This is a genomic window from Pseudomonas sp. THAF187a (assembly GCF_009363395.1).
GTDB lineage: Bacteria > Pseudomonadota > Gammaproteobacteria > Pseudomonadales > Pseudomonadaceae > Aquipseudomonas > Aquipseudomonas khazarica.
The window spans coordinates 1,704,503-1,720,143 of sequence record NZ_CP045349.1; the positions used below are offsets into that span (position 1 = coordinate 1,704,503).

The 15,641-nt window shown below is 64.5% G+C and carries 12 protein-coding genes; 8 read left to right on the top strand and 4 right to left on the bottom strand.

Annotated features, from left to right (window positions below; genetic code table 11):
- Nucleotides 1-51 precede the first annotated feature (51 nt).
- Complete coding sequence (locus FIV02_RS07960) at nt 52-1,635, top strand: FGGY-family carbohydrate kinase (protein ID WP_371923235.1); 1,584 nt, start codon at nt 52-54, stop codon at nt 1,633-1,635.
- Between the two features lie 37 nt (nt 1,636-1,672).
- Here FIV02_RS07960 and FIV02_RS07965 read toward each other — a convergent pair whose 3' ends face one another.
- A complete protein-coding gene (locus FIV02_RS07965) occupies nt 1,673-2,371 on the bottom strand; it encodes a pirin family protein (RefSeq protein WP_152488311.1) in 699 nt (232 codons plus the stop codon).
- Nucleotides 2,372-2,546: 175 nt separating this feature from the next.
- On the opposite strand from FIV02_RS07965, the gene yegS reads away from it, so the two are divergent.
- From yegS to FIV02_RS07980, 3 genes are all read left to right on the top strand, one after another.
- The gene (yegS, locus tag FIV02_RS07970) at nt 2,547-3,461 is read left to right on the top strand and encodes a lipid kinase YegS (RefSeq protein WP_152488312.1); all 915 of its coding nucleotides are present in this window, start codon (nt 2,547-2,549) and stop codon (nt 3,459-3,461) included.
- A gap of 98 nt (nt 3,462-3,559) precedes the next feature.
- Nucleotides 3,560-4,492, top strand: coding sequence for a chemotaxis protein CheV (locus FIV02_RS07975; protein ID WP_037048692.1), 933 nt, complete (start codon nt 3,560-3,562; stop codon nt 4,490-4,492).
- Nucleotides 4,493-4,666: 174 nt separating this feature from the next.
- Complete coding sequence (locus FIV02_RS07980) at nt 4,667-5,473, top strand: MOSC domain-containing protein (protein WP_047586432.1); 807 nt, start codon at nt 4,667-4,669, stop codon at nt 5,471-5,473.
- A 74-nt stretch (nt 5,474-5,547) separates the two neighbouring features.
- Here FIV02_RS07980 and FIV02_RS07985 read toward each other — a convergent pair whose 3' ends face one another.
- The gene (locus FIV02_RS07985) at nt 5,548-7,476 is read right to left on the bottom strand and encodes a transglycosylase SLT domain-containing protein (RefSeq protein WP_134676245.1); all 1,929 of its coding nucleotides are present in this window, start codon (nt 7,474-7,476) and stop codon (nt 5,548-5,550) included.
- 234 nt (nt 7,477-7,710) lie between these two features.
- Between FIV02_RS07985 and FIV02_RS07990 the strand changes: the two genes are divergently transcribed.
- Nucleotides 7,711-9,636 (top strand): ATP-binding cassette domain-containing protein, encoded by a 1,926-nt coding sequence (locus FIV02_RS07990; RefSeq protein WP_152488313.1) that lies wholly within the window; start codon nt 7,711-7,713, stop codon nt 9,634-9,636.
- A 17-nt stretch (nt 9,637-9,653) separates the two neighbouring features.
- On the top strand, nt 9,654-10,340 hold the full coding sequence (locus tag FIV02_RS07995) for a hypothetical protein (RefSeq protein WP_047586426.1): 687 nt from the start codon (nt 9,654-9,656) through the stop codon (nt 10,338-10,340).
- 60 nt (nt 10,341-10,400) lie between these two features.
- On the opposite strand, the gene FIV02_RS08000 is transcribed toward FIV02_RS07995, so the two are convergent.
- A complete protein-coding gene (locus FIV02_RS08000) occupies nt 10,401-10,850 on the bottom strand; it encodes a universal stress protein (protein WP_037048672.1) in 450 nt (149 codons plus the stop codon).
- Nucleotides 10,851-10,994: 144 nt separating this feature from the next.
- The gene (locus tag FIV02_RS08005) at nt 10,995-11,816 is read right to left on the bottom strand and encodes a hypothetical protein (protein WP_152488314.1); all 822 of its coding nucleotides are present in this window, start codon (nt 11,814-11,816) and stop codon (nt 10,995-10,997) included.
- Nucleotides 11,817-12,283: 467 nt separating this feature from the next.
- On the opposite strand from FIV02_RS08005, the gene fadB reads away from it, so the two are divergent.
- Nucleotides 12,284-14,431, top strand: coding sequence for a fatty acid oxidation complex subunit alpha FadB (gene fadB / locus FIV02_RS08015; protein WP_134676243.1), 2,148 nt, complete (start codon nt 12,284-12,286; stop codon nt 14,429-14,431).
- 30 nt (nt 14,432-14,461) lie between these two features.
- Nucleotides 14,462-15,637, top strand: coding sequence for an acetyl-CoA C-acyltransferase FadA (gene fadA / locus FIV02_RS08020; protein ID WP_152488315.1), 1,176 nt, complete (start codon nt 14,462-14,464; stop codon nt 15,635-15,637).
- The last annotated feature ends 4 nt before the right edge of the window (nt 15,638-15,641 follow it).

The window sequence follows — 15,641 nt, forward strand, 5'->3', positions numbered from 1 at the left end:
CCGGGACAAACGAAGAAGCCGCGCCCGGTATGCAGCCGGCCACGCAGCCACATGCCTGACAAGAAGGATCACACCTTGAGCGAACCAAGCTACCTGCTGAGCATCGACAACGGCACCCAGAGCGTGCGTGCGCTGCTGTTCGATACCGCCGGCAACCTGCTCGCCAAGGGCAAGGTGGAGCTCGACCCGTACTTCTCCAGCCAGCCGGGCTGGGCCGAGCAGGACCCGGAGTACTACTGGGCCAGCCTGGGCGAGGCCTGTCGGCTGCTCTGGCAGCAGGCGGACATCGACCGCAGCCTGATCAGGGGCGTGGCGGTGACCACGCAGCGTGGCAGCGTCATTCATGTCGATGAGCAGGGCACGCCGCTGCGCCCGACGATCCTCTGGCTCGACCAGCGTCGTGCCGAGGTCCGGGAGCGCATCAAGGGGCCGTGGGGCTGGCTGTTCAAACTGGCCCGTGCCGAGGAGGCGGTCGATCACTTCCGTGGCCAGGCCGAGGTCAACTGGGTCGCCCAGCAGCAACCGGAGATCGCCGCCCGCACGCACAAGGTGCTGCTGCTCTCGGGCTTTCTCACCCATCGTCTGTGTGGTCGTTTCGTCGACTCGACCAGCAGTTGCGTGGCCTACCTGCCGTTCGACTACAAGCGCCTGTGCTGGGCTGCGCCGCGGGACTGGAAATGGCAGGCGCTGGCGGTACGCCGGGAACAGCTGCCCGAGCTGTTCAAACCGGGCGAGCGCCTGGGCAGCATCTCGGCGCAGGCGAGTCGTCACACCGGTATTCCCGAGGGGCTGCCGCTGATCGCCGCAGGTGCCGACAAGGCCTGCGAGGTGCTCGGCTCCGGCGCACTGGACGCCAGCACCGCGTGCCTCTCCTACGGCACCACGGCGACCATCAACACCACCCGCAGTCGTTATCTGGAGACCATCGCGCTGATTCCGCCGTACCCGGCAGCGCTGCCGGATCACTTCAATACCGAGGTGATGATCTATCGCGGTTTCTGGATGGTCAGCTGGTTCAAGCGCGAGTTCGGCCTGCGTGAGATGCAGCGCGCCGAGGCTCTGGGCGTGGCGCCCGAGGCCCTGTTCGACGAACTGGTCAACGCCGTGCCCCCCGGCTCCATGGGCCTGATGCTGCAGCCCTACTGGACCCCCGGCATCCGGGAGCCCGGACTGGAGGCCAAGGGCTCGATCATCGGCTTCGGTGACGTGCACACGCGCGCGCACCTGTATCGCGCCATCCTCGAAGGGCTGGCCTATGCCCTGCGCCAGGGCAAGGAGCGCATCGAGAAGCGTGCCGGCACGCCGATCCGGCGCCTGCGCGTGTCCGGCGGTGGTTCGCAGAGCGATGCGGCGATGCAGCTGACCGCCGACATCTTCGGCCTGCCGGCAGAGCGCCCGCATCTGTACGAAACCAGCGGCCTCGGGGCGGCGATCAACTGCGCCGTGGGCCTTGGCCTGCATGCCGACTATGCGGCCGCCATCGCCGCGATGACCCGCGTCGGCCAGGTCTTCGAGCCCGACCCGGCGGCGCAGCGCACCTACGAGCAGCTCTACACGCAGGTCTACCAGCGCATGTATCGCCAGCTCAGGCCGCTGTACCAGCGCATCCGCAAGATCACCGGCTATCCGGCCTAGGGCTGCAAGCCAGGAGGTGCGTCGCCCCCAAATGGCCTCAGGCGACGTCCACCAGCACGATCTCGCTGTCTTCCTGCGCTTCGACGCGCAGCTGCGTTTCCTCAGCGATGGCCACCCCGTCACGTGCCTTGGCGGCCACGCCGTTGACGCTGAAGGCGCCGCTGGCCGCGACCAGATAGGCCTTGCGCCCCGGCTGCAGGCGGTACTCGGCAGTCTGTCCGGCCTTGATCGTGGCGGCTAGCAGTCGCGCATCGGTGCGGATGCGCAGGGCGTCGACATCTTCCTCGTAGCCACTGGCCAGGGTGACGAAGGCTCCGGAGCGATCTCCCTTGGGAAACGGCTTGGCGCCCCAGGACGGCGGCAGGCCCGCCTGGGTCGGCTGGATCCAGATCTGGAAGATCTTGGTGGTCTCATCCTCCAGGTTGTACTCGCTGTGGGCGATCCCGGTGCCGGCGCTCATCACCTGCACATCGCCGGCCTCGGTACGGCCCTTGTTGCCCAGGTTGTCCTCGTGGCTGATCGCCCCTTTGCGGACATAGGTGATGATCTCCATGTCACGATGCGGATGGGGCGGGAAGCCCGAGTGCGGCGCGATCTCGTCGTCGTTCCAGACACGCAGGTTGCCCCAGCTCATGCGCTGCGGATCGTAGTATTCGGCGAAGGAAAAATGGTGGCGGGCATTGAGCCAGCCGTGGTGGGCGCCACCGAGTTGTTCGAACGGACGTACGTCAATCATGGTCAATCCTCCTGTCACGCCAGGGCTGAGTCCCGGGCAGTGTCGATGGCGGCATGATCCATTTGGTTTAATCGATTTTAAAGCGCAATATTTTTGGCATTAACATCGATTTATTCGATTATTTTCGCGAAGGCCAAGCACTAGGCTTTCGCTGAACCCTTCAAGGAGGAGTGCGATGGGCGAGCGCAAGGCCTGGCTGATCCTGCATGGCAAACAGGCACTGAACGAAGAGGTGAGGGCGGCGGTTAACGGCCTGCGCGAGCGTGGCTGGGACCTGGCGGTGCGCCTGACCTGGGAAGGCGGTGACGCCGAACGACTGGTCGAGGAAGGGCTGGCGGCCGGCTATCGGACGCTGCTCGCCGGCGGTGGCGATGGCACCCTGCGCGATGTGGTGGAGGCGCTGGTCAGGGCACGGAGCGAGGCGAGCCTGGCGCTGCTGCCACTGGGCACCGCCAATGACTTTGCCCACGCCGCCGGTATCGCCCTGGCCCCCGCCGCTGCGCTGGCGCTGCTGGAGGTCGAGCCGGTGAGTGTGGATGTCGGGATGGCGGGCGAACGCGCCTTCCTCAACATGGCCACGGGCGGCTTCGGCTCCAACGTCACCGCCAACACGCCGGAAGAACTGAAGAAGGTGCTGGGTGGCGCCGCCTACCTGCTCACCGGGCTCAGCCGCTTTTCCGAGGTGCGCGCCGCCACGGGGCGCTTCCACGGGCCGGACTTCGACTGGCAGGGGGAGTTTCTCGCGCTGGGCATCGGCAACGGCCGTCAGGCCGGCGGCGGCCATGTACTGTGCCCGCAGGCCAGGGTCGACGACGGCCTGCTGGACGTCTGCATCGTACCGGCCGCGCAGGATGTGGTGACGACCCTGGGCACCCTGCTGTCGGGTGGCATGCGCGGCCTGCAGAGCGTGGCGATCAACGCTCGCCTGCCCTGGGTCGAGGTCGAGGCCAGCGAGGGGCTCGACCTCAACCTCGATGGCGAGCCGATGACGAGCGAGCGCCTGCGTTTCGACGCGGTGCCTGCTGCCCTGCGTCTGCACCTGCCGGAGCATTCCCCGCTACTCGGTCGCTGGTCAGGTGAAGAGGGCTGAGGCATGATGGCTGAGCGCCAGCAATGCTACAGTCTGCCGGCCGCTCGCCGATAACCCTAATGGCAGGCTAGACTCACTAAACACCACGGGAGCGCATGATGGCCGGCATTCTTGATTCAGTAGATCAACGCACGCAACTGGTCGGCGAAAACCGCCTGGAAATCCTCATGTTCCGCCTGGGCGGCCGGCAGCTGTTCGCGATCAACGTGTTCAAGGTGCAGGAAGTCCTGCAGATGCCCAAGCTGACGCTGATGCCCCAGCGCCATCGCTTCGTCTGTGGCGTGGTCAACCTGCGTGGTCAGACCCTGCCGGTGATCGACCTGTCTCAGGCCATCGGCATGCGCCCGCTGGTGCCGGATGAGCGCAGCACCATCATCGTCACCGAATACAACCGCTCCGTGCAGGCATTTCTGGTCGGCAGCGTCGACCGCATCCTCAACCTCAACTGGGAGTCGATCCAACCGCCCCCTGGCGGTGCCGGCCGGCAGCACTACCTGACCGCCATCACCAAGGTCGACGAGCAGATCGTCGAGGTGATCGACGTGGAGAAGGTTCTGGCCGAGATCGTGCCGATGAGCACCAAGGTATCGGCCGAGAAGCTGGCCGACCCGCTGCTGGAGAAGGCGCGTGGGCGTGAGGTCCTGCTGGTCGACGACTCCAGCGTGGCGCTCAGCCAGCTGCGTGACACCCTGACCCAGCTGGGCATTCGCCTGCACATGGCCAGCGACGGCCTCAAGGCCTTCAACCTGCTGAAGAAGTGGGCCGACAGTGGTGAGGTGATGACCGACAAACTGCTGATGGTCTTCACCGATGCCGAGATGCCGGAAATGGACGGCTACCGGCTGACCAGCGAGATTCGCAGCGACCCGCGCCTCAAGGACCTCTACGTGGTGTTGCACACCTCGTTGTCCGGCAGTTTCAACGAGGCCATGGTGAAGAAGGTCGGCTGCGACGGTTTCCTCTCCAAGTTCCAGCCGGACAAGCTGGTGGACGTGATCCGCACGCGCCTGGAGCTCGACGAGCCCCGCTAGGGCTACACGCCAGGTTTCGTCCTTGCGTCGCGGCGCGGGCGGGGCGACCGTCTGGCGCTGACGCTGCCCGTCCGCCAACCCGCTACCCGGGTTTACCCTGTTTCCTGCAGCCTGGTGCTTGTGAGCATCGGCGTCAGCTCGTATAACGGCGTTTTGCCAACAGGGAGCTGACCCATGCCGAGTCTTTCGGAGCTGTACCGCTATCCGCTCAAGTCCGGGCGCGGCGAGGCGCTGCAGCGCAGCGCGGTCGATGGCCTGGGGCTCAATGGCGACCGCCGTTGGATGGTGGTCGATGCCGACAACGGTCGCTTCATCACGCAACGCCTGCTGCCGCAGATGAGCCAGTTGAGTGCTCTGTACGACGGCCGTGGCGGCCTGACGCTCAGCGCGGCCGGGGTCGAGGATCTGTGCGTCGCGCTTCCCGAGCCGGATCAGGCGTTGCGCGGTGTGACCGTCTGGCGTGACAGCCTGCGCGTGCCGGATGCCGGCGACGAAGCGGCCGCCTGGCTCAGTGCGCTGTTGGGCAAGTCCTGTCGCCTGGTACAGGTGCCAGACGAGCGTACCCGCCAGGTCGATACCGCCTATGCGCAGCCAGGGGACCGGGTGGCCTTCGCCGATGGTTTCCCGCTGCTGCTGATCGGCCAGGCGTCGCTGGACGATCTGTCGCGGCGTGTCGGCCAGCCACTGTCGATGCTGCGCTTTCGCCCCAACCTGGTGGTCACCGGCAGCGAGGCCTACGCGGAAGACAGCTGGAAGCGCATTCGCATTGGCGAGGTGGAGTTCGACGTGGCCAAGGGCTGCTCGCGCTGCATCCTCACCACCGTCGATCCGCAGACCGGCGAGCGCCATGCCCAGCGTGAACCGCTGGCCACGCTGAAGACCTACCGTGAGCGCGATGGCGATGTGTACTTCGGTCAGAACCTGCTACCGCGCGGCGTAGGCGAGCTGCAGGTGGGCATGCCGGTCGAGGTGCTGGAATAAGCAGCAGGCCATGAGCCTCAGGCTGCAAGCCGCAGCGCTGTGTTCAGCGCTCATGGCTTGCAGCGCACGCGGTTTCACTGGTCGTCAAAGAAGCGCTCGTTCCAGGCCACCAGCGGGTGGGGCGCATTGAGCTTCTGGCCGTAGATGACCGAGTAGGACAGCACGTTCTGCACGTACTGGCGGGTCTCGTCGAACGGGATGTTCTCCACCCAGACGTCATAGCTCAGGTGATTGGCGCCGCGCAGCCACTGGCGCACGCGGCCTGGGCCGGCGTTGTAGGCCGCCGAGGCGAGCACGCGGTTGCCGTTGAACTGGCCATACACCTGGCTCAGGTAGGCGGCGCCCAGCTGGATGTTGGTCTCCGGGTTGATCGCCTGCTTCGCCGAGGACAGCGGAATGCCGAACTTGCGTGCGGTTTCCCGGGCGGTGGCCGGCATCAGCTGCATCAGGCCCATCGCGCCGGCATGGGAGCGGGCGTCGGCCATGAACGCGCTCTCCTGGCGGGTGATGGCGAATACCCAGCTCGAATGGATGTCACGGCGTCGGGCTTCACGCACCAGGTCATCCCGGTGCGCCATGGGGAAGCGCACTTCCAGGTCGTCCCAGTACTGGGCCTGGCTGATCGTGCGGATGGCGGGGAAGTACCACTCCATGTCGTAGGCCAGGCGTGCCTGGGCCACCAGTTCATCGCGACTGAACAGGCGGCTGACGTGGTACCACTCGCGTCGGCCGTCGACGATCTGCCCCAGGGCGTGGAATTCCATGGCGCGGCGGATGCCGGCCGTGTTGCGCACCTTCTGGATGACCTTGGGGTCGATGTGCAGCGGCTGGTTGTTCAGCTGGTAGGGGGCCTTGACCTGGTCGGCGGCCATGAAGCCGTAGAAGTCACGCTCCTTGGCCAGTGCCTGGAACAGCACGGCCGGTTGCTGGCTGTTGGGCTGGGCCAGTTGCAGGCTGCGGGCGTTCCAGTAGCGCCAGCGGTTGCTGCTGGCCAGCTCGGCGGGCATGCGCTGGGTCAGCTGGTAGGCCTCATCCCAGCGAGCGTTGCGCAGCAGCAGCCGTGCGCGCCACTCGCTGACGCTGTTGTCGCGCAGTTCCGGGTCGTACTTGGCCATCACCTGCAGCCCGCGCATATCGAAGCGCTTGGCCAGGGTCAGGCCGATCTGCCGGGCGATGGCGACCTTCTCCTGTTCGGAGAACTTCATGCGCTGCGCGTAGCTGTCCAGCAGCGGCAGGGCGTCTTCCGGGCTCTGCCGGGCCAGGCGGCGCAGGCCGAGACCGACCACGTCGCCCATTGCCTCGTCGGCCGGAGCGAAACGTGCGGTCTGCTTCAGGGTTTGCGGTTTCTGCGCCACCTCGAGCAACAGCTTGCCGTGGGTGCCGAGGGTGGACAGACCCTTGACCAGGTAGTTGGCCAAACCGTAGTTGCCGGCCTCGACGGCCAGCTTGGTGCGCTGCCAGCGGCGGCTCTCCGTGAGCTGGCCGTTGGCCGTCCAGCGCTCGAACAGCGGGTCGCAGGCATTGGGTTGCGACTTGCCCACCAGCCAGAGCTTCTCGGCCGTGGCATTGCCTTCCGCGACCTGGCCATGGGTCATCTGGTACTGGCCGTAGAGGCAGTCCAGTTCGGTGAAGTTCATCGCCGGATCGTAGTGCGCGAGAAAGGGTTTCCAGTCGCCTCGCTCGGCCAGCATGCGCAACCAGCGCAGCTTCATCCAGCTGGCTTGCGGCAGGTCGCCATGCTCGGCGAGAAACTTCTCGATCTCGGCATTGCTGGCGGACTTGAGCCGGCTGGTCAGGTCGTCGTAGGTCAGGTAGGGCGTCAGCGGGTAGTCACGCAGCGCTGTCTGGTAGGTGCGGTAGGGACCGCTGTCGCCCTTGGCCAGTGCGCGCTTGGCTTCGTCGTAGTACTGGCGCTGCTGGGCAAGGCTGGCGGCTTCGGCGCTGGCGACGCCGGCGGAGGTGAGAATCAGGCAGGAAATTACGGAGAGAAAGCGACTGCGCATGGTATATCCAGGGGCAAGCGGGTGATTGGGCAACACGGTCCGTGTTGTTGCATACGTCTAGCTTAGCGCTTCATCGAGGCAGGGTGAATGGCGCAGCGCCGGACGGACATATGCGGCAAAAAAGCGGCACCGGGGCGCTCGGGCGGCATCCGGGTGGATGCCGTTGCCGGCGCGAAACGGCAACAGCCCGGTTGCATCTCGGGTAGAATGCGCCCCCTGTTTCTGGAGATGCCCATGACCCTGCTCAAGTTCGCTGACGTATCCCTCGCCTATGGCGCCATGCCCCTGCTCGACGGGGTGTCGTGGCAGATCGCACGGGGCGAACGGGTGTGCATCATCGGCCGCAACGGTACCGGCAAGTCGAGCATGCTGCGCCTGGTCAAGGGCGACCAGATGCCGGATGACGGCGAAATCTGGCGGACGCCCGGGCTGAAGATCGGCGAGTTGCCGCAGGAGTTGCCGCGTGCCGACGAGCGCACGGTGTTCGACGTGGTCGCCGAAGGCCTGGCCGGAGTCGGCGAGCTGTTGGCGCGTTATCACCACCTGGCGCAGCACATCTCGGGCGATGACGATCTCGAGCAACTGATGCACGTCCAGCAGGAGCTGGAAGCCAAGGACGGTTGGCGTTTGCAGCAACTGGTCGACAGCACCCTGAGCCGCCTGCAACTGCCTGCCGACAAGACCCTCGCCGAGCTGTCCGGTGGCTGGCGCCGCCGCGTGCTGCTGGCGCAGGCGCTGGTTTCCGAGCCGGATCTGCTGCTGCTCGACGAACCGACCAACCACCTGGATATCGGCGCCATCGCCTGGCTCGAAGAAGCGCTGAAGGACTTCGGCGGCGCCGTGCTGTTCATCACCCACGACCGCTCCTTCCTGCAGAACCTGGCCACGCGCATCCTCGAGCTGGATCGTGGCGGGCTGATCGACTGGAATGGTGACTACGCCAGCTTCCTCGTGCACAAGGAGCAGCAGCTCGCCGCCGAGGAAACCGCCAACGCGCTGTTCGACAAGCGTCTGGCCCAGGAGGAAGTGTGGATTCGCCAGGGCATCAAGGCACGCCGTACGCGCAACGAAGGCCGCGTGCGTGCGCTCAAGGCGATGCGTGCCGAGCGCGCCGAACGTCGCGAGCGTCAGGGCAAGGCCACCATCCAGCTGGAGACGGCGGACAAGTCCGGCAAGCAGGTCATGGTGGCGGAGAACGTCAGTTTCGCCCATGCCGGCGGTCCGTTCCTGGTCAGGGATTTCTCCATGGTGCTGCAGCGTGGCGACCGCATCGGCCTGCTGGGCGCCAACGGCACCGGCAAGACCACCTTGCTCAAGCTGCTGCTGGGTGACCTGCAGCCGAGCAGTGGTGGCATCGAAGTGGGCACCAAGCTGGAAGTGGCATATTTCGACCAATTGCGTCACCAGCTCGAGCCGGAGAAGACGGTGATCGACAACGTCGCCGAAGGGCGCGACTTCATCAGCATCGATGGGCAGAACCGCCACGTGCTGAGCTACCTGGGCGACTTTCTGTTCAGTCCGCAGCGGGCGCGCACCCCGGTGAAGGCGCTCTCTGGAGGTGAACGGGCACGACTGTTGCTGGCGAAGCTGTTCAGCAAACCGGCCAACCTGCTGGTGCTCGATGAACCGACCAACGACCTGGATGTAGAAACTCTGGAACTGCTCGAAGAAGTCCTGCTTAACTTCCCTGGTACGGTGCTGATGGTCAGCCACGATCGTGCCTTCCTCGACAATGTCGTGACCAGCACCCTGGTGTTCGAGGGCGAGGGCAAGGTGCGCGAGTACGTGGGTGGCTACCAGGACTGGCTACGCCAGGGTGGTTCGCCGCGCCTGCTCGGTGTTGGCGAGAGCAAGTCGGGCAAGGCCGAGCTGGCCAGCGCGGTCGTCGAGGCGCCGGCGGCAGCGGCGCCACAACCGGTTCAGGAAAGCAGCGAGCCGGCGAAGAAGAAACTCAGCTACAAGCTGCAGCGCGAACTCGAAGCGATCCCCGGGCAGATCGATGCCCTGGAGCAGGAGATGGCCGCGTTGCAGGAACGGATTGCGGATCCCGGCTTCTATCAGCAGCCGGTGCAGACCACCACGGACGTATTGGCGCGTCTCGATGACCTGCAGAAGGAGTTGGACAGGTTGATCGAGCGCTGGGCAGAGCTGGAAGGCTGACGAAGGAACGAACAGGCATGGCCATCGAGTACCGCATTACTCTGGATGACAATCATCAGTTCAGCTATCGGATCGAGCTGAACCGGGAGTACGACCCCGAGGAGGCTCAGCAGGCACCTGCCTGGACGCGTCTCGGGCACCAGCAGTGCAGCAACTGCCCGCTCAGCCGCGAGCAGTTCAGCAACTGCCCGGCGGCGGTCGACCTGCATCGGGTGATCGAGGATTTTCGCGGCCTGCCGGCGTTCAAGAAAGCCAGTGTCTGGGTTCGCACGCCGGAGCGCGAGTACACCAAGCACCTGGGCCTGGAGGAGGGGCTGCGTGCGCTGCTGGGGGTGATCATGGCCACCAGCGCCTGCCCGCTGCTGGGTCGCCTGCGGCCCATGGCGCAGCATCACCTGCCGTTCGCCAACAACCAGGAGTTCATCCTGCGCGCGGTGTCGCTCTACCTCACACGGCAGTACTTCAACATGCGTGAAGGGCGTCTGGCCGATTGGGAACTCAAGGGGCTGGTGCGCCTGTTCCAGCAACTGAAGCTGGTCAACCAGGCGTTCTGGCAGCGCATCCACGACACCTGCGAGGGTGATTCGAACCTCAAGGCCTTCCTCACCTTCTTCTCCATGTCGTCGAGCATGACGGTATCGCTGGAGACTCAGCTGCAGAAGATCCGTCCGCTGGTCATGAGTGCCGGCGATTCGTTCGACTGAGCAACGAAGCGCCGCCAGTTGTGATCTCCCGCAGCTCAGCGATGAGCGCGGGATACAGGATCAGGCGTGTTTTTCCGGCTTCTTCAGGCGCACCGCGAGCACGTCGCAGGGCGCACCGTGCAGCACGTCGTTGGCGGTCGAGCCGAGCAGCAGTGCCAGGCCGTGGCGGCCATGGCTGCCGACCACGATCAGGTCGCAACCCTGTTCTTCGGCGAGACGGTGGATTTCCTGGCGTGGCTGGCCGTAGGCGAGGTGGCGCTGGTCCGCGGCGAGCTCGGGGTACTTGCCGGAGAAGCTGTCCAGGCGCTCGCGAGCCTGTTCGAACTGCTGTTGCTGCAGCATCGACAGGTCCATCGGCACGTCACCACCGAAGGCCATGGCCATGGGCTCGACGATGTGCACCAAGGACATCTTCGCTCCGCTGGCCTGCGCCAGTTTCTGTGCGCGAACCACCACGGGGTCGCATTCGTCGGTCAGGTCTACGGCGACCAGAATATGCTGGTAGGGCATGGTGAACTCCTCGTGAAAGGCAAATAGCGCTGTATCAAGTATGGCCCCATTGCATGCGATAGGGCGACCGATCATGGCAGGGAAAAGAAAAAGCCCAGTGCGAGCACCGGGCGGAGGTGGCCAGGCAGGCCGGAATGCGGGGCATCAGTGCTGGCTGGCGGCATATTGCGCCGATACGCCTTCGAGGCCTTCGATGATGCTGTCGGAATACTTGCTGATCAGGAAAGGTACGGTATTTTCGTTGTAGTTGCGCAGCGATTTCTCGATGTAACGCCATTTGGTCTCGATGGTGTTCAGCGCAGCGCTGATTTCCGGCGTGTTCTGCTGCGCGCTGCTGAGACTGTCCAGCTTGCTGGCGAACTCACCCGCCAGCTCGTCGATTGCCCGCTCCTCGCCACCACCGAAGAAGCTGGCGCCGACCGAGGCGCTGCGCGAGGCATAGTCCAGGGCGATGTTCTGCATCAGCAGGCTCTGCTCGCGGCTTTTCTGGGTGAGCGGCGGAACGCTGTGGCCGCTCTCCTGTTGAATCTTCTGATACAGCTCCTGACTGATGGCCATCAGGCGCTGATTGCTGTCGGCGAGGTCGGCAACCGGCTGCAGGTCGGTGTAGCCCTTGGTGCGCATGGCTTCCATCAGTGCCTGGAGCGAGGCGTGGTAGCTCTGCCAGTTGCTCAGCAGCTGCGCGCGCAGGGCCCTGCTGGCGTCGCCGGGCATGTCGCCCAGGGCGCTGAGGTGCGACTGCACGTCCTGCAGTGATTCGCCGATCATCCGCGCATAGCGCTGGTCGCCTTCCATGCCGTTGTACATGTAGAAGTCGCCCAGGCTCTTCTGCATCGCCAGGCGCAGCTGGTGCAGGCGCAGCAGGTCATCGGCCGGCGCGGCATTGAGCAAGGGAGAGGAAAGCAACGTGAACAGCAGAACGAGCAGGGCGCTCAGGGGGAATGCAAGCGAACGGCGGCTCGACATTGGCGACTCCGTGTGGCCCATCGTGGGGCTCGATTTGTTGTTGTAGTGCTCACGGGTGGCGCTGTGCCAGCCGAAAGTGAGACGACTGTACCCGGAGCGTCGGCGTTTGGCTAGGGAGTCGGGCTTGCCTGCAACAAACGCGAAAACACCGGCAATGGCACGATATTGACGCTATTTATCGAGACCCGCTGGAGGCCGCGCGTGACCAGGCTTGCGCAAATCGTCGGGAAAACGTCGAAACGAGGCCAATTGACAAGCGCGGGCTTTTCCCCGAAGGTGTGCACACCCAAATCAAACGGGCGTATGAATTGAGCGTTTGCCTGGTCAGGCGCGCCAACACAGCCCGAATATCGCGTCGGCGGGTGTGTCGTACCGATTGGGGCTATGCTCGACGGCTGTGCCGCGGGCAGGCCTGCCGGTTGGCTCCGATGTGTACTGTTCAGCTTCCATACCGTGGAGATCAGTTGATGATTTACGAAGGTAAAGCCATCACGGTTAAGGCTCTTGAGAGCGGCATCGTCGAATTGAATTTCGACCTCAAGGGTGAGTCCGTCAACAAATTCAACCGTCTTACCCTCAACGAGCTGCGCGCCTCCGTCGACGCGATCAAGGCTGACGGTTCGATCAAGGGCGTGATTGTCACCAGTGGCAAGGACGTATTCATCGTCGGCGCCGATATCACCGAGTTCGTCGACAACTTCAAGCTGCCCGACGAAGAGCTGGTGGCTGGCAACCTGGAAGCCAACAAGATCTTCAGTGATTTCGAAGACCTCGCCGTGCCGACCGTCGTCGCCATCAACGGCATCGCCCTGGGTGGCGGTTTCGAGATGTGCCTGGCCGGTGACTACCGTGTGATGAGCGAGACCGCCAAGATCGGTCTGCCGGAAGTCAAACTGGGCATCTACCCGGGCTTCGGCGGCACCGTGCGCCTGCCGCGCGTGATCGGTACCGACAACGCGGTCGAGTGGATCGCTTCGGGCAAGGAAAACAAGGCTGCCGACGCCCTGAAGGTTGGTGCCGTCGACGCCGTCGTCGCCCCTGCCAAGCTCAAGGACGCCGCGCTGGACCTGGTCAAGCGCGCCATCTCTGGCGAGCTGGACTACAAGGCCAAGCGTCAGCCCAAGCTGGAAAAGCTCAAGCTCAACGCCATCGAGCAGATGATGTGCTTCGAGACCGCCAAGGGCTTCGTCGCTGGCCAGGCCGGCCCGAACTACCCGGCACCGGTCGAGGCGATCAAGTCGATCCAGAAAGCCGCCAACTTCGGCCGTGACAAGGCGCTGGAAGTCGAGGCCGCCGGCTTCGTCAAACTGGCCAAGACCTCGGTTGCCGAGAGCCTGATCGGTCTGTTCCTGAACGACCAGGAGCTGAAGAAGAAGGCCAAGCACCACGACGAAATCGCGCGTGACGTGAAACTGGCTGCCGTACTCGGCGCCGGCATCATGGGCGGCGGTATCGCCTACCAGTCGGCTTCCAAGGGCACGCCGATCCTGATGAAGGATATCCGTGAAGAGGGTATCCAGATGGGCCTGAACGAGGCCTCCAAGCTGCTCGGCAAGCGCGTCGAGAAGGGCCGCATGACCCCGGCGAAGATGGCCGAGGCGCTCAACGCCATCCGTCCGACCATGTCCTACGGTGATTTCGGCAACGTCGACATCGTCGTCGAAGCTGTGGTCGAGAACCCCAAGGTCAAGCAGATCGTGCTGGCCGAAGTGGAAGGCGTCGTGCGTGAGGACGCCATCCTGGCTTCCAACACCTCGACCATCTCCATCAGCCTGCTGGCCCAGGCGCTCAAGCGTCCGGAAAACTTCGTCGGCATGCACTTCTTCAACCCGGTGCACATGATGCCGCTGGTCGAAGTCATCCGTGGCGAGAAGTCCAGCGAAGTGGCCGTGGCCACCACCGTTGCCTACGCCAAGAAGATGGGCAAGAACCCGATCGTGGTCAACGACTGCCCCGGCTTCCTGGTCAACCGCGTGCTGTTCCCGTACTTCGGCGGCTTCTCCAAGCTGCTGGGCTTCGGTGTCGACTTCGTGCGCATCGACAAGGTGATGGAAAAGTTCGGCTGGCCCATGGGCCCGGCCTACCTGTCCGACGTGGTCGGCATCGACACCGGTCACCACGGCCGTGACGTGATGGCTGAAGGCTTCCCGGACCGCATGGCCGTGGAAGGCAAGACCGCCGTCGACGTGATGTACGAGGCCGACCGCCTGGGCCAGAAGAATGGCAAGGGCTTCTACGCCTACGAGACCGACAAGCGCGGCAAGCCGAAGAAGGTCTCCGACCCGGTTGCCTACGAGCTGCTGAAGTCGATCGTGGTCGAAGAGCGTGAAGTCACCGACGAGGACATCATCAACTTCATGATGATCCCGCTGTGCATGGAAACCGTTCGTTGCCTGGAAGACGGCATCGTCGACACCGCAGCTGAGGCCGACATGGGCCTGATCTACGGCATCGGCTTCCCTCCCTTCCGTGGCGGTGCGCTGCGCTACATCGATTCCATCGGTGTCGCCGAGTTCGTCGCCCTGGCCGACAAGTACGCCGACCTGGGCGCGCTGTACCACCCGACCGCCAAGCTTCGCGAAATGGCCGCCAACGGCCAGAAGTTCTTCGGTTAAGCGCGCAACGACTAGAGCGAGAGTGAATTTATGAGCCTGAATCCTAGAGATGCAGTGATCGTCGACTTCGGTCGTACCCCGATGGGTCGTTCCAAGGGCGGCATGCACCGCAACACCCGCGCCGAGACCATGTCCGCGCACCTGATCAGCAAGCTGCTGGAGCGTAACGCCAAGGTCGATCCGGCCGAGGTCGAGGACGTGATCTGGGGCTGCGTCAACCAGACCCTGGAGCAGGGCTGGAACATCGCGCGCATGGCGTCGCTGATGACCCAGATCCCGCACACCAGCGCCGGCCAGACCGTCAGCCGTCTGTGCGGATCGTCCATGAGCGCGCTGCACACTGCCGTGCAGGCGATCCAGACCGGCAACGGCGACGTGTTCGTCGTCGGTGGTGTGGAGCACATGGGCCACGTTGGCATGATGCACGGTGTCGACCCGAACCCGCACCTGTCGCTGTACGCCGCCAAGGCGTCCGGCATGATGGGCCTGACCGCCGAGATGCTGGGCAAGATGCACGGCATCGGCCGCGAGCAGCAGGACGCCTTCGGTGAGCGTTCGCACCGTCTGGCACACAAGGCCACCGTCGAAGGCAAGTTCAAGGATGAAATCATCCCGATGCAAGGCTGCGACGAGAACGGCTTCCTCAAGATGTACGATTTCGACGAAACCATTCGTCCGGAAACTACCCTCGAGAGCCTGGCTGCGCTGAAGCCTGCCTTCAACCCGAAAGGCGGCACCGTGACTGCCGGTACCTCCTCGCAGATCACCGACGGCGCCTCCTGCATGATCGTCATGAGCGCCCAGCGTGCTCAGGACCTGGGCATCCAGCCGATGGCCGTGGTGCGTGCCATGGCCGTTGCCGGTGTCGATCCGGCGATCATGGGTTACGGCCCGGTGCCGTCCACTCAGAAGGCGCTCAAGCGCGCGGGTCTGAGCATGGCCGACATCGATTTCGTCGAGCTCAACGAAGCCTTCGCCGCACAGGCCCTGCCGGTGCTGAAGGACCTGAAACTGCTCGACAAGATGGAAGAGAAGGTCAACCTGCACGGCGGCGCGATCGCCTTGGGTCACCCCTTCGGTTGTTCCGGGGCCCGTATCTCCGGTACCCTGCTCAACGTCATGAAGCAGAACGGCGGCACCCTGGGTGTCTCCACCATGTGCGTGGGCCTTGGCCAAGGCATCACCACCGTCTTCGAGCGCGTTTAAGCGC